The sequence below is a fragment of the Mesorhizobium sp. C416B genome, from assembly GCF_030323165.1.
GTDB lineage: Bacteria > Pseudomonadota > Alphaproteobacteria > Rhizobiales > Rhizobiaceae > Mesorhizobium.
Map to the genome: position 1 here is coordinate 5,434,615 of NZ_CP100471.1, position 21,928 is coordinate 5,456,542.

Annotated in this window: 26 protein-coding genes; 9 read left to right on the forward strand and 17 right to left on the reverse strand. The window is 62.7% G+C overall.

Features of this window, described 5'->3' with window-relative positions:
- The first annotated feature begins 12 nt into the window (after window positions 1–12).
- Window positions 13–774 carry a glutamine amidotransferase gene (locus NLY43_RS26505; protein ID WP_023711145.1) on the forward strand — a complete coding sequence of 254 codons (762 nt, stop codon included), beginning with the start codon at window positions 13–15 and terminating at the stop codon, window positions 772–774.
- 22 nt (window positions 775–796) lie between these two features.
- Here NLY43_RS26505 and NLY43_RS26510 read toward each other — a convergent pair whose 3' ends face one another.
- The gene (locus NLY43_RS26510; RefSeq protein WP_023711146.1) at window positions 797–1,228 is read right to left on the reverse strand and encodes a MarR family winged helix-turn-helix transcriptional regulator; all 432 of its coding nucleotides are present in this window, start codon (window positions 1,226–1,228) and stop codon (window positions 797–799) included.
- Window positions 1,229–1,378: 150 nt separating this feature from the next.
- Here NLY43_RS26510 and NLY43_RS26515 point away from each other — a divergent pair, with 150 nt between their 5' ends.
- Entirely contained in the window at window positions 1,379–2,221 is an 843-nt protein-coding gene (locus NLY43_RS26515) for an alpha/beta fold hydrolase (RefSeq protein WP_156935506.1), read from the forward strand.
- A 98-nt stretch (window positions 2,222–2,319) separates the two neighbouring features.
- Here NLY43_RS26515 and NLY43_RS26520 read toward each other — a convergent pair whose 3' ends face one another.
- On the reverse strand, window positions 2,320–3,234 hold the full coding sequence (locus NLY43_RS26520; protein WP_023711148.1) for an alpha/beta fold hydrolase: 915 nt from the start codon (window positions 3,232–3,234) through the stop codon (window positions 2,320–2,322).
- A 142-nt stretch (window positions 3,235–3,376) separates the two neighbouring features.
- Window positions 3,377–4,621, reverse strand: a complete 1,245-nt coding sequence (locus NLY43_RS26525; protein ID WP_023670046.1) for an MFS transporter — start codon at window positions 4,619–4,621, stop codon at window positions 3,377–3,379.
- Between the two features lie 203 nt (window positions 4,622–4,824).
- On the opposite strand from NLY43_RS26525, the gene NLY43_RS26530 reads away from it, so the two are divergent.
- Window positions 4,825–5,697 carry an AraC family transcriptional regulator gene (locus NLY43_RS26530; RefSeq protein WP_023711149.1) on the forward strand — a complete coding sequence of 291 codons (873 nt, stop codon included), beginning with the start codon at window positions 4,825–4,827 and terminating at the stop codon, window positions 5,695–5,697.
- Between the two features lie 36 nt (window positions 5,698–5,733).
- On the opposite strand, the gene NLY43_RS26535 is transcribed toward NLY43_RS26530, so the two are convergent.
- From NLY43_RS26535 to NLY43_RS26580, 10 genes are all read right to left on the reverse strand, one after another.
- Window positions 5,734–6,705, reverse strand: a complete 972-nt coding sequence (locus NLY43_RS26535; RefSeq protein ID WP_023691573.1) for a Bug family tripartite tricarboxylate transporter substrate binding protein — start codon at window positions 6,703–6,705, stop codon at window positions 5,734–5,736.
- Between the two features lie 146 nt (window positions 6,706–6,851).
- A complete protein-coding gene (locus NLY43_RS26540) occupies window positions 6,852–7,367 on the reverse strand; it encodes a hypothetical protein (RefSeq protein ID WP_023686120.1) in 516 nt (171 codons plus the stop codon).
- Between the two features lie 92 nt (window positions 7,368–7,459).
- Complete coding sequence (locus NLY43_RS26545) at window positions 7,460–8,395, reverse strand: ribose-phosphate pyrophosphokinase (RefSeq protein ID WP_023686119.1); 936 nt, start codon at window positions 8,393–8,395, stop codon at window positions 7,460–7,462.
- Window positions 8,396–8,536: 141 nt separating this feature from the next.
- Entirely contained in the window at window positions 8,537–9,133 is a 597-nt protein-coding gene (locus tag NLY43_RS26550) for a hypothetical protein (RefSeq protein ID WP_023686118.1), read from the reverse strand.
- A 55-nt stretch (window positions 9,134–9,188) separates the two neighbouring features.
- Complete coding sequence (locus NLY43_RS26555; RefSeq protein ID WP_023672036.1) at window positions 9,189–10,340, reverse strand: M24 family metallopeptidase; 1,152 nt, start codon at window positions 10,338–10,340, stop codon at window positions 9,189–9,191.
- Window positions 10,340–11,134 (reverse strand): peptidoglycan editing factor PgeF, encoded by a 795-nt coding sequence (gene pgeF / locus NLY43_RS26560; protein WP_023711150.1) that lies wholly within the window; start codon window positions 11,132–11,134, stop codon window positions 10,340–10,342. The genes NLY43_RS26555 and pgeF overlap by 1 nt, the downstream gene beginning before the upstream one ends.
- A 151-nt stretch (window positions 11,135–11,285) precedes the next feature.
- Window positions 11,286–12,350, reverse strand: coding sequence for a class I SAM-dependent methyltransferase (locus tag NLY43_RS26565; RefSeq protein WP_023711151.1), 1,065 nt, complete (start codon window positions 12,348–12,350; stop codon window positions 11,286–11,288).
- Window positions 12,347–13,231 carry a prolipoprotein diacylglyceryl transferase gene (gene lgt, locus NLY43_RS26570; RefSeq protein WP_023672032.1) on the reverse strand — a complete coding sequence of 295 codons (885 nt, stop codon included), beginning with the start codon at window positions 13,229–13,231 and terminating at the stop codon, window positions 12,347–12,349. Before lgt ends, NLY43_RS26565 begins: the two co-directional genes overlap by 4 nt.
- Before the next feature lie 103 nt (window positions 13,232–13,334).
- Window positions 13,335–13,574 (reverse strand): BrnA antitoxin family protein, encoded by a 240-nt coding sequence (locus NLY43_RS26575; RefSeq protein WP_023683720.1) that lies wholly within the window; start codon window positions 13,572–13,574, stop codon window positions 13,335–13,337.
- Between the two features lie 82 nt (window positions 13,575–13,656).
- Window positions 13,657–13,815 (reverse strand): hypothetical protein, encoded by a 159-nt coding sequence (locus NLY43_RS26580; protein WP_245259839.1) that lies wholly within the window; start codon window positions 13,813–13,815, stop codon window positions 13,657–13,659.
- 155 nt (window positions 13,816–13,970) lie between these two features.
- Between NLY43_RS26580 and NLY43_RS26585 the strand changes: the two genes are divergently transcribed.
- From NLY43_RS26585 to NLY43_RS26595, 3 genes are all read left to right on the forward strand, one after another.
- Window positions 13,971–14,273: an accessory factor UbiK family protein gene (locus NLY43_RS26585; protein WP_023711152.1), complete on the forward strand. Its 303-nt coding sequence runs from the start codon at window positions 13,971–13,973 to the stop codon at window positions 14,271–14,273.
- Between the two features lie 315 nt (window positions 14,274–14,588).
- Window positions 14,589–15,089 carry a type III secretion system chaperone family protein gene (locus NLY43_RS26590; RefSeq protein WP_006202532.1) on the forward strand — a complete coding sequence of 167 codons (501 nt, stop codon included), beginning with the start codon at window positions 14,589–14,591 and terminating at the stop codon, window positions 15,087–15,089.
- A gap of 6 nt (window positions 15,090–15,095) precedes the next feature.
- Complete coding sequence (locus NLY43_RS26595; protein ID WP_023672028.1) at window positions 15,096–15,455, forward strand: tRNA-binding protein; 360 nt, start codon at window positions 15,096–15,098, stop codon at window positions 15,453–15,455.
- Window positions 15,456–15,465: 10 nt separating this feature from the next.
- Here NLY43_RS26595 and NLY43_RS26600 read toward each other — a convergent pair whose 3' ends face one another.
- From NLY43_RS26600 to NLY43_RS26615, 4 genes are all read right to left on the reverse strand, one after another.
- Window positions 15,466–16,488 carry a glycosyltransferase family 4 protein gene (locus NLY43_RS26600; RefSeq protein WP_023683722.1) on the reverse strand — a complete coding sequence of 341 codons (1,023 nt, stop codon included), beginning with the start codon at window positions 16,486–16,488 and terminating at the stop codon, window positions 15,466–15,468.
- A gap of 222 nt (window positions 16,489–16,710) precedes the next feature.
- On the reverse strand, window positions 16,711–18,126 hold the full coding sequence (locus NLY43_RS26605) for an ATP-binding protein (RefSeq protein WP_023672026.1): 1,416 nt from the start codon (window positions 18,124–18,126) through the stop codon (window positions 16,711–16,713).
- An 88-nt stretch (window positions 18,127–18,214) separates the two neighbouring features.
- Window positions 18,215–18,934: a response regulator gene (locus tag NLY43_RS26610; protein ID WP_023672025.1), complete on the reverse strand. Its 720-nt coding sequence runs from the start codon at window positions 18,932–18,934 to the stop codon at window positions 18,215–18,217.
- Window positions 18,921–19,454 (reverse strand): MarR family winged helix-turn-helix transcriptional regulator, encoded by a 534-nt coding sequence (locus NLY43_RS26615; protein ID WP_023683723.1) that lies wholly within the window; start codon window positions 19,452–19,454, stop codon window positions 18,921–18,923. The genes NLY43_RS26610 and NLY43_RS26615 overlap by 14 nt, the downstream gene beginning before the upstream one ends.
- A gap of 244 nt (window positions 19,455–19,698) precedes the next feature.
- Here NLY43_RS26615 and NLY43_RS26620 point away from each other — a divergent pair, with 244 nt between their 5' ends.
- From NLY43_RS26620 to NLY43_RS26630, 3 genes are all read left to right on the forward strand, one after another.
- The gene (locus NLY43_RS26620; RefSeq protein ID WP_023691566.1) at window positions 19,699–20,592 is read left to right on the forward strand and encodes a branched-chain amino acid aminotransferase; all 894 of its coding nucleotides are present in this window, start codon (window positions 19,699–19,701) and stop codon (window positions 20,590–20,592) included.
- A 145-nt stretch (window positions 20,593–20,737) separates the two neighbouring features.
- The gene (locus NLY43_RS26625) at window positions 20,738–21,052 is read left to right on the forward strand and encodes a hypothetical protein (protein WP_023711153.1); all 315 of its coding nucleotides are present in this window, start codon (window positions 20,738–20,740) and stop codon (window positions 21,050–21,052) included.
- A 230-nt stretch (window positions 21,053–21,282) separates the two neighbouring features.
- Window positions 21,283–21,921, forward strand: a complete 639-nt coding sequence (locus NLY43_RS26630; protein WP_023711154.1) for an MBL fold metallo-hydrolase — start codon at window positions 21,283–21,285, stop codon at window positions 21,919–21,921.
- Window positions 21,922–21,928: the final 7 nt, after the last annotated feature.

Genomic DNA, 21,928 nt, shown 5'->3' on the forward strand with positions numbered 1-21,928 from the left:
GTGAGGGCGACGATGAAACTCTTGCTGGCAGGCGAGACCTTCGCGGCGACGACGTCGGTCGCTGCCGGCGGCGACGTTCTGACAAGTGCGACATGGGTGAATGGCGCGACGGCCTTCAATGCCGCCCTTGCCGCAGAGCGCATAGCGGTGACGCAGATCGGTGGCGATCGCTGTGCGGCCGAATTTCCGTATGACCTCGACGCGCTGGCCGAATACCAGGCGGTGGTGATCTCCGATGTCGGCGCGCTGACCTTGCTGGTCACGCCGGAGGCCCGCGCCGGGCGCATCGGCGTCAACCGCCTCGACGTCCTCAAGGCCTATGTCGAAGGCGGCGGCGGGCTGATGCTGGCCGGCGGCTATATGGGGTTTCAGGGCATGTTCGGCACGGCGCGTTTCCACGACACCCCGGTCGAGGACGTGCTGCCCGTGCGCTGCCTGCCATTCTCGGACGGGCTGGAAGTGCCGCAAGGCCTGCAGCCGTCGATCCTTCAGGCGTCGCATCCAATCCTTGCCGGTGTCGCGGGCCCGTTGCCGCCGATCCTCGGCATGAACAAACTCGATTTCAGGCGCGATGGCTCGTCCCAGCTTCTGGCGACCTGCCATTATCGTGGCACCGACTGGCCGCTGCTGGCGGTTCGTGAGCATGGCCGTGGCCGCACCGTCGCGTGGGCGACAGACATCGGCCCGCACTGGCTGTCGCAGGATTTTTTGGGATGGCCGCTCTACGGCAAATTGATGGCCAACATCATGCGCTGGCTGGCCGGCAAGGATTAAGCCTGGCGTGTTTGTAGGGCAGCTAGTCCGGCTTGCTGCTCAACGCATCGCGCAGCGCCTGGATCCGCCGATTCAAGGCATCGAGATCAGCCATCGTCATGCCCGAGCGTTCGATCAGGGTTTCGTTCAGGCAGTTGCACTGGACGAGCAGCGCGCGGCCGGCAGGAGTCAGGTCGACCTGCACTTGGCGCTCGTCCGTCTGGCTGCGCTGGCGGGTGACGAGACCGGCCTGTTCCATGCGCTTCACCAGCGGCGTGATGGTGCTCGATTCCAAAGCGAGCCTGTGCGCAATCGAGCCGACCGACATCCCGCCGGCTTCGGCAAGTGCGTTCAGCACGAGATATTGCGGATAGGTGATGCCCATCTCGTCCAGCATGGGCTTGTAGGTGCGGTTGATTGCCATGCTGGTGGCGTAAAGCGTGAAACAGAGCTGGTTGTCTAACGGGAGAGGCAAGAGGCATTCCTTTGCCGACTGAGCACATCAATATGTACCACGAAAAATGATATCGCGATACATATTTTCTGTAGACATGGATTTGGACCTGCGCTAGTCGTATGGTTATCGCGATATTGATTATCGCGGGAGCAATCAATGGAGAGCGAAATGACCAAGCCCGGCAGCAGCACGATCACCACCAAGGACGGCACCGAAATTTTCTACAAGGATTGGGGAACGGGACAACCCATCGTCTTCCATCACGGCTGGCCGCTGAGCAGCGACGACTGGGACGCCCAGATGCTGTTCTTCCTGTCCAAGGGCTATCGCGTCATTGCCCATGACCGGCGCGGCCATGGCCGCTCCACCCAGACCGATACCGGCAACGAGATGGACACCTACGCCGCCGATGTTGCGGAGCTTGCAGCGCATCTCGACCTCAAGGACGCGATCCATGTCGGCCATTCCACCGGTGGCGGCGAAGTGGCCCGTTATGTCGCGAAGTACGGCTCCGGCGGCCGTGTCGCCAAGGCCGCATTGCTCGGCGCGGTGCCGCCGATCATGCTGAAGACGGCGTCCAATCCCGGCGGCCTGCCGATCGAGGTGTTCGACGGTTTCCGCTCCGCCCAGGCAGCCAACCGCGCCCAGTTTTTCCACGACGTCGCGGCCGGCCCGTTCTACGGCTTCAACCGCCCCGGCGCCCAGGTATCGCAGGCTGTCGTCGAGAATTGGTGGCGCCAGGGCATGATGGGCGGCACCAAGGCGCATTATGATTGCATCAAGACGTTCTCGGAAACCGACTTCACCGACGATCTGAAGGCCATCGAGGTGCCGGTGCTGGTCATGCATGGCGACGACGACCAGATCGTTCCGATCACCGACTCCGCGCTGCTGGCTGTCAAGCTCCTCAAGAAGGGCGAGCTCAAGGTCTACAAGGGTTTTCCGCACGGCATGGCGACCACCCACGCCGATGTGATCAACGCCGACCTGCTGGCGTTCTTCAAGGCGTAGAATCGTTCAGTTGAATAGACATCGTCCAGTTGGATAGGCAAGGCACCCGCCGCCGGGCGGGTGCATTTGCTTTCGTCGAAATGTCAGCGGGACAGTGCCTATTTATCGAGAAAACCAGTGATCAGTTTGACGGTGTCGTCGGGGTTTTCCTCCATGATCCAGTGTCCGGAAGCGGGCACGATGCCGCCCGTGACATCGGTCGCAACAAGCCGCAGGAGATCGGCCTGCGTGGTGCCAGCGGATTTTTCACCGCCGACAGCCAGTACCGGCATGGTCAGTTTGCCGCCGGCGGCAAGCATCGCCTGGTTGTCGATCGCGTCCTGGTCAAACGCCTTGAACTGCTCGAAGGCGTCATGCATCGCATGCGGGCGGGCATAGAGTTTGGCGTAGTGCCTGCGCGTCGCCTCGTCGATCTTCTTGGGGTCAGCCGACAACTCGTTGTAGAAGCGGTCGAGATAGATGCGCTCGCGCCCCGCGACCAGCCGCTCCATATCCGGGCCGCGGAAGTTGAAGTGCCAAAGCAGCGGGCTTTGCTTGATCTTTTCCCAGTCGCCTATGCCGGGCAGCGGCGCGTCGATGATAACCCATTTGGTGATGCGCTTGGGATACTGAGCGGCGAGCGCATAGCCGACCATGTTGCCGATGTCGTGGGTGACGAGATCTGCCTTGTCGATCTTCAGGGCATCCAACACGCCGGCGATGTCGACGGCCTGGTTCTTCTTGGCGTAGCCCGCTTCCGGGTGGGCCGACAGACCCATGCCGCGCAGGTCCGGCACGATGACGGTGTGGTCCTTTGCGAGGGCGATGGCCGCGGCGCCCCACATGTCTCCGGTATCGGCAAAGCCGTGCAGCAGCACGACGGCGGGACCCTTGCCGCCAACGCGCACATAGAGTTTGGTGCCGTTGGTTCCGACGGACTGCGTCTTGAAACCCGGCGGAAAGGGAACGATGCGTGCCGTCGCCGGCAAGGTAACAAGAAGCACACCCAATACGGCCAATACGATCTTGCGCATGTCATCCCCCAGAGACGTCGAAGGCCCCAAGCCTTCGTTGATGACTATCTCTAGCAGGCTTTTCAACCAGCGCATGGTGAAAGAATCACAGAGGGCGCAGCAATGCCGCGCCCTGCGTCAAATCCGCAAAATCGACCGGTTTTTATCTGGCCGCCGCTTGCGCCTTCCTGGCTTCCTTCATGTTGGGCAGGAACACCGTCAGCAGGCCGAGCAGCGGCAGATACGAGCAGATCTGGAAGACGAAATCGATGCCCTTCATGTCGGCGACGACGCCGAGCACGGCGGCTGCAATGCCGCCCATGCCGAAGGCGAAGCCGAAGAAGATCCCGGCGATGGTGCCGACACGTCCCGGCACCAACTCCTGCGCAAACACGACGATGTTGGAGAAGGCCGAGGACAGGATCAGGCCGATCAGCACCGTCAGCACCATCGTCCATTCGAAATTGGCGTAGGGCAGCGCCAGCGTGAACGGCAGCACGCCGACGATCGAGAACCAGATCATCGCCTTCTGGCCGTAGCGGTCGCCGAACGGTCCGCCGAGCAGGATGCCCAGCGCCGAGGCGCCGAGGAACAGGAACAGCATGACCTGGCTCATCTGCACCGACACGCCGAACTTATGGATGGAATAAAAGGTGTAGTAGCTGGAGAGCGAGGCGATGTAGGCGTTCTTGGTCAGCACCAGCAGCGTCAGCACCGCCAGCGCTCCCATCACCTTCTTGCGCGGGAAGGGGGAGACGAAGCTTGCCGCCTTGCGATTGCCCTGCGCGGCGCGCATCCGGCTGTACCAGCCGCCGACCCGCGACAAAACGATGATGCCGATCAGAGACCCGACGGCGAACCATGAAATGCTGGTCTGGCCGAAGGGCACAACGATGAAGGCAGCGAGCAGCGGCCCCATCGACTGGCCGAAATTGCCGCCGACCTGGAACAAAGATTGCGCCAGGCCAAAGCGGCCGCCGGAGGCAAAGCGGGCAATGCGCGAGGATTCCGGATGGAAGATCGCCGAGCCGATTCCGATCAGCGAGGCGCCGACCAGAAGCAGCGCATAGTGGCCGGCATAGGCCAGAACGATCAGGCCAATCAGCGAGGACGCCATGCCGTAGGGCAGCGAATAGGGCATTGGCCGCTTGTCGGTGATCATGCCGATGACCGGCTGCAGCAGCGACGCCGTGACCTGGAAGGTGAAGGTCAGAAGACCGATCTGCCAGAAATCGAGACCGTAATTCTCTTTCAGCAGCGGATAGATCGCCGGCAGCAGCGATTGCATGATGTCGTTGATGCCGTGGCAAAAGCTCACCGCCAGAATGACGGTGAAGGCGGTCGCCTGGGCTGAAGGGAGGCTGGCGCTTGGCTGCGGTGCAATGCTGGTGGCTGTCGTATCGGTCAAGGCAGGCTCCGAGGTCTTTTTGGCGGGTGTTTGCCCGCGGGCAGGCTTGGCGGCCGCTCCCGCGGACCGCCTTAAGGACGCTCGTCTGAAGCGCTTGGGCGACGCCCCTGCGGAGCGCCTTGGGGATGGCTGCCTTATAAGCCGCTTGCGAGGCGACTTCTTTCGTGGTTTGGTCCAATAGTTTCGCAAGTGGGCCATAGCCGATGCCACATGGCAGGGACATCTTCCGCGCCGGCAATGCCGATCTCGGCCGATTGCACGAAAGCCGCTGGCAGTGGCTGGAGGAGGTTTCCGGGCCGGCGGTGGCTTTGCCGACCGAATATCCGGACGGTTACCTCGTGCCGCAACACCGCCACAGCCGCAGCCAACTGCTGCATGCGCTGGTCGGTGTCGTGCTGGTGACGACCAGGTACGGGCGCTGGATGGTGCCGCCCGACCACGCAATGTGGATACCGGCCGGCACCGAGCATTCTGTCGAAATGCTGGGCGACGTCTCGATGCGCTCGGTCTATGTCATGCCGGGCGCTATCCCCGGCCTGCCGGAAGGCTTGCGTGTCGTCGGCGTCACCGAGCTGATGCACAGCCTGATCGTCGAATCGGAAAAGCTGCCGCAAGGTGGCGAACTGGAAGGCCGCGGCGGGTTGATCATGAACCTGTTGCTGCACGAGATCCCGACCTTGCCGGAACGGCCGCTCGGCCTGCCGTTCCCGTCTGATCCCAGGCTGGCGGCGCTCTGCCGACGCTTCGTGGCGGCACCGTCGCCGCATGCCACGATCGACGAGTGGGCCGATGCCGCGGGGATGAGCCGGCGCTCCTTCACCCGCGCCTTCCAGCGCCAGACCGGACTGTCCTTGTCGACTTGGCGCCAGCAGGCCTGCCTGTTTGCGGCACTTCCCAGGCTCGCCGATGGCGAGCCGATCACCAGGGTGGCGCTCGACCTCGGTTATGACAGCGTGCCGGCTTTCATAACCATGTTCAAGCGCATGCTCGGGGCCTCGCCGCGCGGCTATATGCGCGGCGCCCGCGACGAAGGCATGCGGCGGGCTCAGCCTCGACTTGAGGCCCCGGCGCCGTAGCGCCAGGAAAAAGCCCGCAGCACTTTGTCGTAGGCCCTAGTCCAGCTGAACGCCGCTGGCCTTGACGATCGGTTCCCATTTGGCGAGTTCGGCCTTCACATGCGCTCCAAGCTCTTCCGGGGTGGAGGCCACTATCGAGGCGCTGAACTGGGCCATGCGGGCGATCACATCAGGGTCTTTCAGGGCTTCAACTGCCGCCTTCTGAAGAACGGCGACGACCTCCGGCGGCGTGCCTGCGGGCGCGAACAGAGCGTTCCAGCTGTAGGTTTCATAGCCGGGAATGGTTTCGGCAATGGCCGGTATGTCGGGGAAGGAGGGAACGCGCTCCTTGGTGGTGACGCCAAGCGCTCTCAGCGTCCCGCTCTTGATATGGCCCGATGAAGAGGGGAGGTTGTCGAACATCATCGGCACCTGATTGCCGATAACGTCGTTCAAGGCCGGTCCGGCGCCCTTGTAGGGAATGTGCTGCATACTGACGCCGGCCATCGTCTTGAAAAGCTCGCCGGAGAGATGCAGCGGGGTGCCATTGCCTGATGAGGCGTAGGCATATTTGTCCGGGTCCTTCTTCAGCATCTCGATCAGTTCCTTGACGTCCTTGGCGGGGAATTCAGGGTTTACGACCAGGACGTTTGGCACCAGCACGAGCAACGATATCGGCGCAAAATCCTTCTCCGCATCGTAGGGCTTTGTCTTCAGGATCAGCGGGTTGAGCGCGTGGGTTGCGACCGTGCCCATCAGGATCGTGTAGCCGTCCGGTTCGGCTCGGGCGACCTGGGCAGCGCCGATGCTGCCCCCGGCGCCGCCGACATTTTCGACGACAATCTGCTGGCCCAGCTTTTCGGACATCTTGTTGGCGACCAGGCGCGCGACCAGATCCGTCGAGCCACCGGCGGAAAAGGGGACAACCATGGTGATGGTCCGGTCCGGAAAATCGGCGGCCCAGGCCGCCGGTGCTGAAAGGGTGGCTGCGATGGAAACCGCGAGCCCGAGCAAAGTCCTACGCCGCATCTGCTACTCCTCCGTTGATTGGAGGGGCAGTATGGCCATGGTGAACTCCTCGCACAATGCAACCATGGACTGACTGCCCGCCTCAGGAGATCGGGCTTGACACCGATGCTTCGGTTGGCGTGCGCGAGAACGCCTCACCCCTCAGTTCAATCAGCCTTGGTCCAGCTGAAAACAAGCCATTTGTATCGTGACGTCTCTTCAGGCTCGGCCGTGTAGGTCATCTGCATGTCGCCGCCCTCGGCGTAGATGTCGAGCCTGGGCGCCGTGTCCAGTTCGAGCCACAGGGAATCGTTCTTGAACGACCATGTCCCGCACCAGACGCAAGGCCCCGATGCCGGGTCACCCGGTTGGTGAAAATTGTAGCGGCCGTCCGCCGTGATCTCCAGATAGTCGAAGGCGCCATAAAAGGCGGTCACAGTCTGCTGAAATTCGGTCGCAGACGCTTCCTGGTCGGGCTTCGCCGGCTCTTTCAGATCACGCGGTGGCCGGATTGCGGACCCTGCGATGCTCCATTTGCCGATGAAATCCTTTTCGGTGGGAAGATATTCCGTTTGCGCCTGCGCGGTCGAAACCGGAGCGATTGTCGGCGCATAGGCCGCGCTGGCGATGCCGATTGCGAGAAGCATTCCTGCGATGCCTGCAGCCTTGATTCGATTGCGCATCAGCTGGCTCCTTTCACGACGGTTTGGGGCAGATTCCAAAAAGGAGATTACCCCCGAGCCAGGCCCGTGGGCACGCTTTTGGGCAACATGGATTAATCGAACAGGCTCGACACGGACTCTTCGGTCGCTGTGCGCGAAATCGCCTCGCCCATCAGGTCGGCGATGGAGATGACGCGGATATTCGGGGCGTCGAGCACGCCTTGCGTCGGCTGGATGGAATCGGTGATCACCAGTTCCTGCAGCTTCGAGCCGCTGATCCGGGCGACCGCACCGCCCGACAGCACGCCGTGGGTGATATAGGCGGTGACGCTGGTAGCGCCGTTGGCGAGCAGCGCATCGGCGGCGTTGCACAGCGTGCCTCCGGAATCGACGATGTCGTCGATCAGCAGGCAATCCTTGCCGGCGACCGCGCCGATGATGTTCATCACTTCGGATTCACCGGGACGTTCGCGGCGCTTGTCGACGATGGCCAGTTGTGCGTCGAAGCGTTTGGCGAGCGCGCGGGCGCGCACCACGCCGCCAATATCGGGCGAGACGACGACGACATTGGCAAGCTGTTTGTATTTTGCCTTCACGTCGCGGGCCATCACCGGCACCGAGAACAGATTGTCGGTCGGAATGTCGAAAAAACCCTGGATCTGGCCGGCATGGAGGTCGAGCGTCAAAACGCGGTCGACGCCAGCGCGGGTGATCATGTTGGCGACCAGCTTGGCCGAGATCGGTGTGCGGCCCGAGGCCCGGCGATCCTGCCTGGCGTAACCGAAATAGGGGATGACCGCGGTGATGCGCTTGGCCGAGGAGCGCATGAAGGCATCGATCATGATGAGCAGTTCCATCAGATGATCGTTGGTCGGGAACGAGGTCGACTGCAGGATGAAGACATCCTCGCCGCGCACGTTTTCCTGGATTTCGACGAAGATTTCCTGATCGGCGAAGCGTCTGACGCTGGCCTTGCCCAGCGGGACATTGAGATAGCGGGCGACCGCTTCGGCCAGCACCCGGTTGGAATTGCCCGCGAAAAGCTTCATGCACCGTTCCTGGCGAAGGATGGGGAGGTCCTCTTAATCGGGCTTGTAGCGAGCCGTGCCGGTATTGCAAGCCTCGTTGACGGGAATCCGCCGGCTAATCTCAAAAACGTCAACAGTGAACGGAAGCCGGTAACAGGGGGATCAGCCGGCGCTGCCGCCGAGCCAGGCCGCGAACTGGTCGATCGTCTGGTCGGCGATCGCCTGCATGGTAGCGGGTGCAACCGCGGGCCAGCCTTCGGCGGCATTGACCGAGGGCGCCTTCTGCTGGCCATTGATGCGGTGTAGCCGGTTGCCAGCGGGGTCATAGACGTCCCAGACATAGATAACGGTGGTATCCTTGCCTTCCGTCATGGTCGAGAAGTAGCCCTTCAGCACATGGGTGGCGGCCTGGTCGGCGCTGCCGGCAAGGGTGATGCCGCGCTGCTTGGCGCGTGTCTGCAGTTCGGCCGTCAGCGGCGTTGCCGCTTCCACGGAGGCGCCGACGATCGGCGCGATCTGCAGCCGGGTCTTCGACAAAGCGGCGGCGCTCTGCGCGGGGTTGGCGGGTGTCGTGGCGCCGACGGCCGGCGCTGGTGTGGCGGCGGGCGCGATGCCCGGGGCAGCCAAGGGCTGAGCCGGTTGGGCCGAGGCTGCCGGCGGCGTGATGGCGGACGGCTCAAGGACGTCCTTGGCATTGGTGCAAGCGGCCAGCACAAGCGCTGCGAGCAATGACACGGTCGTCACATGCGATCGTCTCATCTGCCCGAAAACTCCTTAGTCGCGAACGCCCCCGCGTGGACCAACCATTATGGATTCACTGTACGATCAAGTCGAGATCATGGCGTGAAAGCGGCTTCGGCTGGGATTCGGTGGTCAGGTAGGTGCGGCCAAGCGTCATCGCCGTCTCGGTTTCGGAGTCCATGATGATCATGTGCGCGAACAATGTCATGTTGGGCGCGATCGGCTCGGGATTGCCCTGGTAGAACATCGGCATATCCATCCAGGACGGGGTGAAGCGGGCGCCGACGGAATAGCCGCAGGCGTTCAACCGATGCTTGGTCAGGCTGTGCGCCTCCAGCGTGCGGGCATGCGCGTCGAAGACGTCGCCGAAGGTGTTGCCGGGCGTCATCGCCTTCTCGACCGCCAGAAGAGCCGCGCGGGCGGCGTCGAACAGCTCCTGATGGCGCTTCGACGCCTTGCCGGTCAGCACGGTGCGCATCATCGGCGCGTGATAGTGATGGAACACGCCGGCCCATTCGAGCGTCAGCTGATCGTTCTTGGTCAGCTTGCGGCGCCCGGCCTTGTAGCGGCAGAGCAGCGCGTCGATGCCCGAGCCGATGATGAATTCATTGGCCGGATAGTCGCCGCCGCCGGCAAACACCGCGCCTTGCATGGCGGCAAGGATCAGCGCTTCGTCGCCGCCCTGCTTGATCAGCGGCAGGGCCGCGTCGAGCGCGTCGTCGGAAAGGTTGGCCGCCTTTTCGGCCTTGGCGATTTCAGCCGGGCTCTTGAACAGGCGCAGACGGCCGACAATACCGGAGGCGTCGGCGATCTGGCCGAAGGTCTGCAGCTGCTCGTCGACGCGGCGGCCATTGAAGGCGGTCAGGCCATGGGTGTCGTATTCGACGCCGATGCGGGCGCCAAGGAGATTGAGGTCGTTGAGCAGGTTGCGCAGGTCGATCGCCGGGTTGGCGCCGTCGCGGTCGGTCCACAGCACGATGTTGTCGATGATCGAGGTGTGGCGCGCCTGGCGCAAATCGGCCGAGCGGGTGAGCAGCACCATCGAGCCGTCAGCCTTCACAACCAGGCACTGGAAGAAACAGAAGCCGAACGTGTCGTAGCCGGTTAGCCAGTACATGCTCTCCTGGGCGAAAAGCAGTACAGCATCGAGCTTCTTTTCCGTCATCTCGATCATCAACCGGTCACGCCGGGCGTCAAATTCCGACCGTTCGAAATGCAGCGCCATTATCCGTTCTCCAAAACAATTGCCGAAACCTGCCGACCGTAGTCCGGTTCCTTGCGATGCGTCGCGCGCCGGTAGGAAAAGAAGAGATCCTCCTCGGCATAGGTGCAGCGGCCAAGCCCCTCGGCGGTCACGCCAGCCTTCTTCAGCCGGTCGACCGTATAGAGGTTGAGATCGAACATTGCATGCGCCGGATTGGCCGAAGGCGCGAAATAGCCGATGTTTTCGGCATCGGCTTCGACGAAACGGGAGACGAATTCCGGCCCGACCTCGTAATTGTCGGGGCCGATCGAAGGACCGAGAACCGCAATGATGCGCTCACGGCGGGCGCCGAGGCTTTCCATCGCGGCAATGGTGTTTTCAAGCACACCGGTGAAAGCGCCCTTCCAGCCGGCGTGTGCAGCGCCAATGATGCGCGCTTGAGCATCGGCGAACAGCACCGGGCCGCAATCGGCCGTCGAGGCGCCGATGGCGATGCCCGGCCGTTCGGTGACGATGGCGTCGGCCTTGGGCCGCGGGCCGGGAAAGGGTTCCCTGGCAATAACGACATCGGGCGAGTGGACCTGATGCGCGGTCAGGAGATGGCTGGCCGGCACACCCATCCAGGCAGCGACGCGGCGGCGGTTCTCGGCGACCAGCATCTGATCGTCATCCGAGCCGGTGCCGATGTTAAGTCCCTGATAGATGCCGCCGGAGACGCCGCCGATACGGGTGAAATAGCCATGGCGGATACCTCGCGGCTTGGCCGCTTCCAGCAGCGGCGAGCGAACAGGATCCGGTTTGGTCTGATTCAGCATGGATGGGTTTGTTGTCCGCGCCGGCGTTTTCGTCAAGGCGAAGTTCGGCCGAGTGATTGCGACAGTGCTGCCGCGTCGACTTTGCATTGGCCAAAAGCAGGCATGCGACCACAAGCGACATGGCGAGACGGCTTGTAACGATCTCTGAGGGTCAGACTGGCTGATGCGGCAGGATTTTCAGGATTTTGAACAGCGTGCCCATGCCGTCGGGGCCGGCCAGGCGCTCGACGGCATCGGCAATGGTTTGTCGTGCCTCTTGGCTTGCCTGGCTGCCCAACTGGCCAGCTCGCTCAAGCAATCCCGTGCCAAGCAGAAAGTCGCCCTGCGTCGCCAATTCCACATCGAGGCCATGCGCCCGCACGACGGCGGCCAGTGCAGCGAAGTCGACATGGGCGGTGAGATCGGCTTCGCCGGGATTGGCCAGCACATCTTCGGGGGCGTGCCTGCGCACGGCCTGCAATGTGTCGCCGAAACCGGGCTGGAGATGGCCGTAATCGGGGAACAGCCCGGCGCCGCCGTGGTCGGCTATGCGTTCGGCAATGGTCGCCATCAGTGCCGCGCGGGCCGGTGCTATTTCGAAAATAGAGCCTTGTGGCGCCTCGGCGGCGTCTTCCGGCAGCAGCGTCGCCTCGACCGAGCCGGCGCCGGCGAAGAAGCTCAACTCGTCTGAGACATCGAGGCCGATCACCCGTTCGCGCCAGCCGGCGCCGGCGCGGATGAACTGGCGGATCGGCACAGCGTCGAACAATTCGTTGCCGACAATCAGCAACGGCGCCTGCGGTAGTGTGGCGATGGTTTCGTGCCAGCCGAGCTCAACCGAAGTTTCGGCAAGCGTCTGCTTCTGGATTTCAGTCAGCCGCGGACTGGTCTCGACCAGAGCGAAGGATGCTCCGGCGGCGATAGCCGGATCGAGCCGCGTCAGGGTGCGAAGCATGTCCTTCATCAGCGTGCCGCGGCCAGGCCCGATCTCCGCGATGGTGACCGGCAGGAGTCGGCCGATCGCCAGCCAGGCCTGATAGAGCCAGACGGCGACGAGTTCGCCGAACATTTGGCTGATCTCGGGTGCGGTGACGAAGTCGCCGGCGGCGCCGAACGGCTCGCGCGTGGTGTAGTAGCCGTCGCTGGGATCGAACAGGCAGAGCGCCATGTACTCGTTGACCGGGAGGGGGCCGAGCGCGCCGATCAGGTCGACGATGCGGGTCTTCAGCCGTGTCATGCCGGCTGTGGTTGCGGCGCCGGTTTGGCTGTGGCCATCGCCCAGATGCCGGCCAGCACCATCGGCAGCGACAGCACCATGCCCATGGTGAGCCAGCCGCCGAGGAGGTAGCCGAGCTGCTGGTCGGGCTCGCGGAAGAACTCGACGAAGATGCGTGACAGGCCGTAGCCGCAAATGAAGGCGCCGCCGACAAAGCGCGGCGTCTTCAGCTTCAGCCGCGAATGGGTGAGGAAGCGCAGGACCAGGAACAGCACCGCGCCCTCGAGCAGCGCTTCGTAGAGCTGGCTCGGATGGCGAGGCTCCAGGCCCGCGACACAACCCGCCACGGTCTGCTGGAGACGCTCGTTGCAGAAGACGACGCCCCACGACACGTCGGTCACGCGACCCCAGAGTTCGGCATTGACGAAGTTCGCGATGCGGACGAGGCCGAGCCCGACCGGCACGCCGGCTGCCACCACGTCGAACAGCGTCCAGGTGCGGATGCCGCGCTTGAGGGAAAACAGCGTCATGGCGAGGATGACGCCAAGCAGGCCGCCATGGAACGACATGCCGCCCTGCCAGACGGCGAAGATGTCGAGCGGGTGGTCGATATAGCGCTTTAAATCGTAGAAAAGCACATAGCCGGTGCGTCCGCCGAGCACGACGCCGACGGCGGCCCAGACGATGAAATCGTCGAGGTCGATCGGCTTCATCGGCAAGACGCCATCAGGCCACAGCCTTGTGTTGGTGACGAGCCGCTTGGCGTACCACCAGGCGAACAGGATGCCGACGATATAGCCGATGCCGTACCAGTGCACAGCCAGCGGGCCGATCTGAACCAGGATCGGGTCGATGTTGGGGAAGGACAGCGACGCCATCGGCAGCGGGAAATAGTCGTTCAACAGGATCTCCTGGGAGGGCTCGCGTTAGGGCGCGGACCATGCGGCAGGGTTTTGGCTGGGTCAAGGCAAGGTGACGACAGCCTGATCGTCAGAGATAATGGGCTCAACCCTGCGGCTTGCCGGCGACCAATTGCCTGAGCGCATCGTTGATCCTGTCTTGCCAGCCGGGGCCATCTTCCTGGAAATGGTCGAGCACGGCGCGATCGATCCTGATCGAGACAAGCTCGCGAACGTTTGGTGCGGCGGAGGGTTCGCGAATGGGAGGCGCGGGTTTCTTGACCGGCTTGAAGGCCGCTTCAGCGGCTTCCATCGGATTGGTCGGTCGGCGCGGGGGCGTTGCCATTGGTTGATCCTGAATGAGAGTGACTCTTGCCTGAGCAAGTCGTGAGGAAAACTAGGCCGCTGGTCTGCGAAGACCAGTAACTTCACTTGGTTCTCTCTGCCATTGCCCTGTATTTGGCTTCAAGCCTGTCCAGCACCTCGTCGCCAGGCTTGACCCGGCCCGCATCGGCATCCGAAATGCCCTTTGCGAGTGCTGCATCGAGTGCTGCAAAGCGCTTCTCCAAGTCCGCACTGTCCGTCACGGCAACCGTCGTTCCAAGAATCCATTTGCGATAATAGCAATCTGTCGGCCGGACCGTGAGCCAAATCGCGTCCGACATGAAGCCGCACCAGCTTCAACGTTCTTGCATTCCGCAGGCAGTGCCACTACGTCAATTCGAGCAAGCGAGGATTTGCCATGTCAACCGGACCGAACCGCATTCTCGATGAATTCGCCAAGCTGATGACCGATGCTGCGGGTGCCGCACAAGGCGTGCGCCGCGAGGTGGAGACTGCCTTCAAGGGGCAGGCCGAGCGCATCCTCAACACCATGGATGTGGTGCAGCGCGAGGAGTTCGAGGCTGCCCGCGACATGGCTGCCAAGGCCCGCGAAGAAAACACCAGGCTGGCCGCCCGCATCGACGCGCTCGAGGCCAGGCTTGCCGAATTGACCGGACAGGCCGCACCTGCGGCTGCGGCAAAGCCCAAAGCAAAAAAATAAAATTTAAACTTTTCCACAAAGCACAATCCGAAAAAGTGCTTTGCCGTGAATCGTTTACCGGCAATGCATGAATCTTTGTGACAGCGCCTTTCCACATGCTGATGACGCAGTGCGAAAAATTAGGCTGTTCACGCGACTCCCGATCAATAGACTGAATTTGTTGCATGATTCGGAGCAGGGTCATGCGGCCGGGCGGTGGGGTCCGGTCCGGGGTCTTTGTGTCGTGAAGTCCTGGCCGTCCGAGTTCAAGACAAATTGTTCGTCGTGTGTGCCCCGCGGAGCGTGTGGCGCTCCCCTGAACACAGGAAGCATTCCATGGAACTTCTCGAACTCGAATTCTCCCGCGAAATCCATCCGGTGGATGTCATCGAGCAGGTCGCCCATAACAATGACTGGTCCTTCGAACGGGCCGGCGATGACGAAATCTCGATCTCGGTTGCCGGCAGCTGGACCGACTATCACGTCTCCTTCTCATGGATGGAGGATTTCGAGGCGCTGCATCTGGCCTGTGCTTTCGACATCAAGGTGCCGGAAGCCCGCGCGCTGGAAGTGATGCGGCTGTTGTCGCTGATCAACGAGCAGATGCTGTTTGGCCATTTCGATCTCTGGGAGCAGGAGGGCGCGATCATGTTTCGCCAGTCGCTGCTGCTTGCCGGCGGGGTCGAACCGTCGAGCCAGCAGGTCGAGGTGCTTTTGTCGTCGGCGCTTGAAGCCTGCGAATGCTATTTCCAGGCCTTCCAGTTCGTTGTCTGGTCGGGAACCTCGGCCAAGGATGCGCTGGCCGGTGTCCTGTTCGAGACCTATGGCAACGCTTGAGCTTCCATGAGTTCGAGCAGCGCGCGCAAGCCCGAGATCAGCTTTGCCGATTTTGATCGTGTCGACATCCGTGCCGGCACGATCGTCGAGGCCGAGCCTTTCCCCGAGGCGCGCAAACCCGCCTTCAAGCTGAAGATCGATTTCGGCCCTGAGATCGGCGTGAAGAAATCCTCGGCACAGATCACGAAATACTATGCGCCGGAAACGCTGGTGGGACGGCAGGTGTTTGCGGTGGTGAATTTCCCGCCGCGCCAGATCGGTCCGTTCATGTCCGAAGTGCTCACGCTCGGCTTCCCTGATGAGGAAGGCGCCGTGGTCCTTGGCGCCATCGAGCGCAAGGTGCCGGACGGCGGCAGGTTGTTTTAGGAAGATTGCGTCAGGCGGCCAGCTTGCGCCTTGTGCTCAGCGCCTCTTCGACCGTGTCCATGAACATTTCGGCGCAGGCTTTCCAACTGTAGCGCATGGCGCGTTCGCGCGCCTCGGCGCGGTCGACATTGAGCGCGGCGAGCGAGGCCTCGCGCAGATCGGTCGACACCGCGCCGCCGATGCCGTCGCCGACAATGTCGATCGGTCCGGTGACCGGATAGGCGGCCACCGGCGTGCCGCTGGCCAGCGCCTCGATGATGACGTTGCCGAACGTGTCGGTGCGGCTGGGGAAGACGAAAACATCAGCCGAGGCGTAGATCTCGGCCAGCTCATCGTTCGGGCGATGGCCGAGGAAATGCGCCTGCGGGTACTTCGCCCTGAGCCTGGCCAGTTCCGGTCCTTCGCCGACGATCACCTTGCTGCCGGGCAAGTCGAGATCGAGGAAGGCGCTCAGGTTCTTCTCGATGGCGACGCGGCCGACGCACAGGAATACCGGGCCAGGGAAGCCGAGGTCCTTCTTCTTGTCGGGGCGGAAGTGATCGGTGTCGACGCCCCGCGTCCACGGCCTGAGCTTGGTGAAGCCTCGCGACGCAAGGTCCTCCGCCAGCGACTGGGTGGCGACCAGCGTGCCTTGTCCGGAATTGTGGAAATCACGCAGCCAGCGATAGGCCCAGCTCTCCGGCACCGGCAGGCGGGCGCTGAGATATTCGGGAAAGCGGGTGTGATAGCTGGTGGTGAAGGGACGGCCGGCATTGCGGCAATAGCGCCGCGCCATGATGCCGAGCGGGCCTTCGGTGACGATATGGATATGGTCGGCCTTGCGAGCCTCGATCAGCCGCGCGACATGGCCGGGCGTGGTCAGCGCCAGCCTGATGTCGGGGTAGGTCGGCAACGGCAAGGTGCGAAAGATGTTCGGGGTCAGGAAGTCGACCGCAACGTCGAAGGTTTTCAGCGTTTCGGTGAGCCGCTCCAGCGTGTGGACGACGCCGTTGACTTGCGGCCGCCAGGCGTCGGTGACCATCAGGATGCGCATGGCGGTCCTTTGCTCGGGTCGACGGTTGCCTTGATGCGATAGCGGTACGGCCCGGCTGCCCTCGCTTCGCTCCACCGCACCCGGGCAGGCACGAGGTCGAAGTAAGGCGGCTGAGCCGAATCAACTGAGGTCGCGCGCTTCATGCGCGCTCTTGACCATGGTTTCATGACGCGCGGATGAAGGTGGTTTTTGGCCGAGCCCGACTTCCAGATCATGCTTTGGTCAGGCGGGCACTTTGATCACCGCCCGCAGGCCGCCGAGCGGGCTGTCTTCCAGCATGATGTCGCCGCCATGGCTGCGGGCAATATCGCGGGCGATAGAGAGACCAAGGCCGGTGCCGCTGGCGTCGAGGTTGCGCGCCTCGTCGAGCCGCACGAACGGTTTGAACACGTCCTCGCGCTTTTCCGGCGGGATGCCCGGACCGTCATCGTCGATGGTGACGACGAGTGAGCCGCGGCCGTGATCGGCGCTGATCTCCACCGTCTTGGCATAGCGCAAGGCATTGCCGGCGACATTGGACAACAGCCGGGCGAAAGCGTGCGGGCGCACATGCACGTCCGGATCACCGGCAAGCACGGTCGATAGCTTGCGCTTGTGCAGCGACGCCTCCTCGCCGAGCTTTTGGAAATAGGCCTCGAGATCGAAATGGCCGGCATCTTCCGACGCTTCGCCGCGGGCAAAAGCGATATAGCCTTCCAGCATCGACTGCATGTCGTCGATGTCCTGGTTGAGCGCGGCCTTGGTCTCGGGCTTGCCGCCGGCCAGCGCCAGCTGCAGCTTGAAGCGGGTGAGGATGGTTCTGAGATCGTGGCTGACGCCGGTCAGCATGGCGGTGCGCTGTTCCAGCTGGCGTTCGATGCGCTCGCGCATCTGGATGAAGGCAAAGCCGGCCCGGCGAACCTCCTCGGCGCCGCGTGGGCGGAAATCGCGCGGCATCGGCCGGCCCTTGCCGAAGCTTTCGGCGGCCTCGGCCAGAGACAGGATCGGCCGGATCTGGTTGCGAAGGAAGGGGATGGCAATCGTCAGCAGCACCAGTGACGTCCCGACCATCCAGATCAGGAAGATGTGGGTGTTGGAGGCATAGGCCTGGCTGCGGCGCACGAAGACGCGCAGCACCTTGCCCTCGAGCTGGATGCGGACCTCGACGATGTTGGAATTGCCGACCGTGTCGATCCAGAACGGGCGGTTGATCTGGCGGGTGATCTCGGTGGAAAGGACGTCGTCAAGGATCGAGAAGAAGGGCTTGGGTCCAGGCGCCGGCAACGGGTCGGGCGGCAAGAGGTCGACCTTCAACTGCATGCGGTCCTGGGCGATGCGGATGATGTTCGCGTAGTCGCCATCGTGCGGATAGGTCTCGATCATGTCGATGATCGCGGCGATGTCGCGCACGGTGGCCTGCGACAGGCGCTGCGTCACGGTTGCCCAGTGGCGTTCCATGAAGTCGAAGGCGACGACCGACTGCAGAAGGATCATCGGCGCGATGACGATGATCAGCGAGCGGGCATAAAGCCGCTTGGGCATATAGAACGCAACCAGCCGCCAGAACCGCTTCCAGGCACGCGGCATTGCTTTCAGCGCGCGTGATACGCGCGCGCCAAAGCCGCCCTGTTCCGGCCGTTCCAGTTGCGTGGTCGCCATTTGTCCTTTCGCTGGGTCAATGGCCGCTGGTCGATGCCGCTGGTCGATGGCCACACATCTATGGCCAAGGGCGGCCGTCAGCGGCATTCTATTCCACGCTGAGCCGATACCCAATACCGCGCACCGTCTGCAGCCAGACCGGATTGGACGGATCGCGCTCGATCTTGCGGCGCAGGCGGTTGATCTGGACGTCGATGGTGCGCTCGCCGACTTCCGAATCGTCGCCGACAAGCTCGTGACGCGGGATCGTTTCGCCGGCCCGCGCGGCAAAGATCGCCAAGATCTCCTGCTCGCGGTCGGTCAGCTTCAGCGCCTCGCCGCCCCGCTTCAGCTCGCGCCTGGCGATCTGGAAGGTGTAGGGGCCGAAGACCAGCTGCTCGACCTTGGGCGTCGTCGCCGGGCCGCCGCGGCGCAGAATGTTATTGATGCGCAGGATCAGTTCGCGCGGGTCGAAGGGCTTGGGCAGATAGTCGTCGGCGCCGGCCTCGAGCCCAGTGATGCGGCTGTCGGTTTCCGATAGCGCGGTGAGCATCAGGATCGGTACGTTCTTCTCCGCCCGCAGCGCCTTGGTGAGGTCGACGCCGGTCTCTCCGGGCATCATGACGTCGAGGACAAGGAGGTCGAAGTCGAGTCCTGCAAGCTTTCGCCTGGCCTCGCCGGCATTTCCGGCGACTGTGACGCGAAAACCATTTTCGGTCAGATACTGCTTGAGCAAATTGCGAATGCGGGTGTCGTCGTCGACCACAAGCAGATGCGGCGCGTCATCGTCCGGCGCCGTCGGCTGGTCCACCCTCTCAATGGTCTCCATGGCTTTTCCCTGACATGTTTGCAGGCACAATGTCGATCTGCGCCCTTAGTTCCGGATTGACCATGGCTTCCAGGAATCGTTCGATCAAGGGACGCTCGCTGGCTCCGGAATCTTCCAATGCAGCACGGATGCGGCGTGACTGTGGCCGCGCCAGGGCCAGCGCCAGGGCGCGCCCCTTGGCTGTCGGATAGAGCTCCCGCTGGCGGCGGTCGCGCGGACCCTGCAATTGCACGATATGGTCGGTGTCGATCAACTGCTTGAGCACCCGCGCCAGGCTCTGCTTGGTGATCTTGAGCACGTCGAGCAGTTCAGCGACCGTCAGTCCCGGCCGGCGGTTGACGAAATGCAGCACCCGGTGATGGGCGCGGCCAAAGCCGTAATCGGCCAGGATCTGGTCCGGATCGGAAGTGAAATCGCGATACGCAAAGAAGAACAGTTCGATGATGGCGAAGTCGATGCCGTCCTCGTCGGTGATCGGCGTCTTGATCGGTTTTCCGGCAGCTGGGCTTCGATCCGTCATCATTTCTCCGTCCATAGAGGGAAATTATGTCAGTACTATTGACGTAATTTCCCCGCAATGGTAATTTTTGACAAGCTTTTCGGCTGAATGCGAACGAAAAGGCAAGGGAGTGCGGTTTTTCCGGAACTTCCTGAGTTTGCCAGAGTTCGATTCTCCGCTTACGCTTCAAGGGCCGCCCGACGCGGCTGTCGCGCAACAAGAACAACACTAATGATGTGCGGGTCGCCGCCCGCGGGAGGTTTCCATGGCATCCGTTCCCTTCGACCAACTGGACGGCTTCATCTGGATCAACGGCGAGTTCGTCAAATGGGCCGATGCCAAGATCCACGTGCTGACCCACGGCCTGCACTATGCCAGCGCCGTCTTCGAGGGCGAGCGCGCCTATGGCGGCGCCATCTTCAAGCTCAACGAGCACACCGAGCGTCTGCATGAATCGGCGCGCCTGCTCGGCTTCAATATTCCCTATTCCGTGGCCGAGCTCAATGACGCCTCGACCACGCTTCTGAAGAAGCAGGGTTTCCAGGACGCCTATGTCAGGCCGATCGCCTGGCGCGGCAGCGAACAGATGGGGGTGTCGGCGCAGAACAGCCGCATCAACTGCGCCATCGCCATCTGGCAATGGCCGAGCTATTTCGACCCGGCGCAGAAGCTCAAGGGCATCCGTCTCGATCTGGCGGAATGGCGCCGGCCCGATCCGCGCACCGCGCCGTCGAAGTCGAAAGCCGCCGGCCTCTACATGATCTGCACCATGTCCAAGCATGCCGCCGAGGCCAAGGGCTATGCCGATGCCATGATGCTCGACTGGCGCGGCCAGGTCGCCGAAGCAACGGGCGCCAACATCTTCTTCGTCAAGGATGGCAAGATCCACACGCCGAAGCCCGATTGCTTCCTCGACGGCATCACCCGCCGCACCGTCATCGGCCTCGCCAAGGACCGCGGCCTTGAAGTCGTCGAGCGCGCCATCATGCCTGAGGAACTCGCAGGCTTCGAACAGTGCTTCCTCACCGGAACGGCAGCGGAAGTGACGCCGGTCTCCGAGATCGGTCCGTACCGATTCGAGGTCGGCGAGATCGCCAAGACTTTGATGAACGACTATTCTGCTGCGGTGCAACCTAAGCATGCGATAGCCGCAGAATAACGAAAGTCACAGCTTTTTTCGCAAGCAGGGGCGGTTTTGAGGCCGGCCCCTTTATTTCAGCATCTGTGCATTTGACTTTCGTACAATTCAGCGTCTCATGATGGTGTCGGCCCGGGAGGCTGGCAGCTATGGAGGGACTAGGTACATGGATACGAATACGCTCATTGCGCTCGTTGTACAGGTAATTGCAGGTGTTGTCGGTGGTCAGGCGGTCGGCGTTGCGCTGAAGAATGCGGCGATGGGCCAGTTGACCAAAATCCTCGGCGGCGCGGTTGGCGGCGTTGGCGGGGCGGCGATCCTCGGCAGCCTGCTCGGCGGCACGGCCGACCCGGCAGCGGCTGCAACGGCAGCGGGCGGATTGAGCGATACGCTGAACCTCAAAAACCTGCTCGGCGGCGCCGGCGGCGGCGCCATCCTGACCGGCATCATCGGTGCGGTCATGGGCGCGATGAAGAAGTAAGCCTCTAGATCATTCGCCGTTTCACGGCGAATGATCTAGTTTGTTGTTTCACGCAATTCCGGACGGAAGACCGCTTTACACTTTTCCTGGAATTGCCCGAGACTCAGGCTTCGTCAAATGGGCGGCCGTTGGGCCGCCCATTTCTGTTTTGGGACGGACTGTTTGCCTTTCAGCAGTGGACGGCCTTCGCCCACGCCTCTACATCACGCTGGAACAGCGAAAGGACAATCATGGGTCAGCTCAATGCCGGCATCGTGCCGGTCACGCCTTTCCAGCAGAACTGCACCATCCTGTTCGACATGGATGACAAGCATGGCGTCGTCGTCGATCCGGGCGGCGACATCGACAAGGTGCTGGCGGTGCTGAAGGACAATGCGATCACCGCCGCTGCGATCTGGATCACCCATGGCCACATCGATCACGCCGGTGGCGCCATGGAGCTGAAGGAAGCACTCGGCATCGAGATCGTCGGCCCGCACGAAGCCGACAAGCTATTGCTCGACAATCTCGAGAACCAGGGCCAGCGCTACGGCATTACCGGGGTGCGCAACTGCGTCCCCGACCGGTTTCTCGCAGAGGGCGAGACGGTTTCGTTCGGCTCACATATGTTCGAGGTGCTGCACTGCCCCGGCCATGCGCCCGGCCATGTCGTATACTACAATCGCGCGGCGAAGTTCGCTCATGTCGGCGACGTGCTGTTTCGCGGCTCGGTCGGGCGCACCGACCTGCCGGGCGGCGACCATGCGGCGCTGATCGCCTCGATTAAGAACAAGCTTTTGCCGCTCGGTGACGAGATCGGCTTCATCTGCGGCCACGGCCCGGGTGGCCGCTTTGGCGAGGAGAGGCGGACCAATCCCTTCCTGACTTAGCGATGTC

Coding starts and splice junctions, on each gene's coding strand:
- NLY43_RS26615 (WP_023683723.1), bottom strand. CDS start 19,454: ATGACGGATCGAAGCCCAGCTGCCGGAAAACCGATCAAGACGCCGATC.
- NLY43_RS26520 (WP_023711148.1), bottom strand. CDS start 3,234: ATGCGCAAGATCGTATTGGCCGTATTGGGTGTGCTTCTTGTTACCTTG.
- NLY43_RS26620 (WP_023691566.1), top strand. CDS start 19,699: ATGGCATCCGTTCCCTTCGACCAACTGGACGGCTTCATCTGGATCAAC.
- NLY43_RS26595 (WP_023672028.1), top strand. CDS start 15,096: ATGAGTTCGAGCAGCGCGCGCAAGCCCGAGATCAGCTTTGCCGATTTT.
- NLY43_RS26530 (WP_023711149.1), top strand. CDS start 4,825: ATGCCACATGGCAGGGACATCTTCCGCGCCGGCAATGCCGATCTCGGC.
- NLY43_RS26555 (WP_023672036.1), bottom strand. CDS start 10,340: ATGGCGCTGCATTTCGAACGGTCGGAATTTGACGCCCGGCGTGACCGG.
- NLY43_RS26550 (WP_023686118.1), bottom strand. CDS start 9,133: ATGAGACGATCGCATGTGACGACCGTGTCATTGCTCGCAGCGCTTGTG.
- NLY43_RS26600 (WP_023683722.1), bottom strand. CDS start 16,488: ATGCGCATCCTGATGGTCACCGACGCCTGGCGGCCGCAAGTCAACGGC.
- NLY43_RS26575 (WP_023683720.1), bottom strand. CDS start 13,574: ATGGCAACGCCCCCGCGCCGACCGACCAATCCGATGGAAGCCGCTGAA.
- NLY43_RS26605 (WP_023672026.1), bottom strand. CDS start 18,126: ATGGCGACCACGCAACTGGAACGGCCGGAACAGGGCGGCTTTGGCGCG.
- NLY43_RS26610 (WP_023672025.1), bottom strand. CDS start 18,934: ATGGAGACCATTGAGAGGGTGGACCAGCCGACGGCGCCGGACGATGAC.
- NLY43_RS26515 (WP_156935506.1), top strand. CDS start 1,379: ATGACCAAGCCCGGCAGCAGCACGATCACCACCAAGGACGGCACCGAA.
- NLY43_RS26535 (WP_023691573.1), bottom strand. CDS start 6,705: ATGCGGCGTAGGACTTTGCTCGGGCTCGCGGTTTCCATCGCAGCCACC.
- NLY43_RS26585 (WP_023711152.1), top strand. CDS start 13,971: ATGTCAACCGGACCGAACCGCATTCTCGATGAATTCGCCAAGCTGATG.
- pgeF (WP_023711150.1), bottom strand. CDS start 11,134: ATGCTGAATCAGACCAAACCGGATCCTGTTCGCTCGCCGCTGCTGGAA.
- NLY43_RS26565 (WP_023711151.1), bottom strand. CDS start 12,350: ATGACACGGCTGAAGACCCGCATCGTCGACCTGATCGGCGCGCTCGGC.
- NLY43_RS26590 (WP_006202532.1), top strand. CDS start 14,589: ATGGAACTTCTCGAACTCGAATTCTCCCGCGAAATCCATCCGGTGGAT.
- NLY43_RS26545 (WP_023686119.1), bottom strand. CDS start 8,395: ATGAAGCTTTTCGCGGGCAATTCCAACCGGGTGCTGGCCGAAGCGGTC.
- NLY43_RS26505 (WP_023711145.1), top strand. CDS start 13: ATGAAACTCTTGCTGGCAGGCGAGACCTTCGCGGCGACGACGTCGGTC.
- NLY43_RS26630 (WP_023711154.1), top strand. CDS start 21,283: ATGGGTCAGCTCAATGCCGGCATCGTGCCGGTCACGCCTTTCCAGCAG.
- NLY43_RS26540 (WP_023686120.1), bottom strand. CDS start 7,367: ATGCGCAATCGAATCAAGGCTGCAGGCATCGCAGGAATGCTTCTCGCA.
- NLY43_RS26625 (WP_023711153.1), top strand. CDS start 20,738: ATGGATACGAATACGCTCATTGCGCTCGTTGTACAGGTAATTGCAGGT.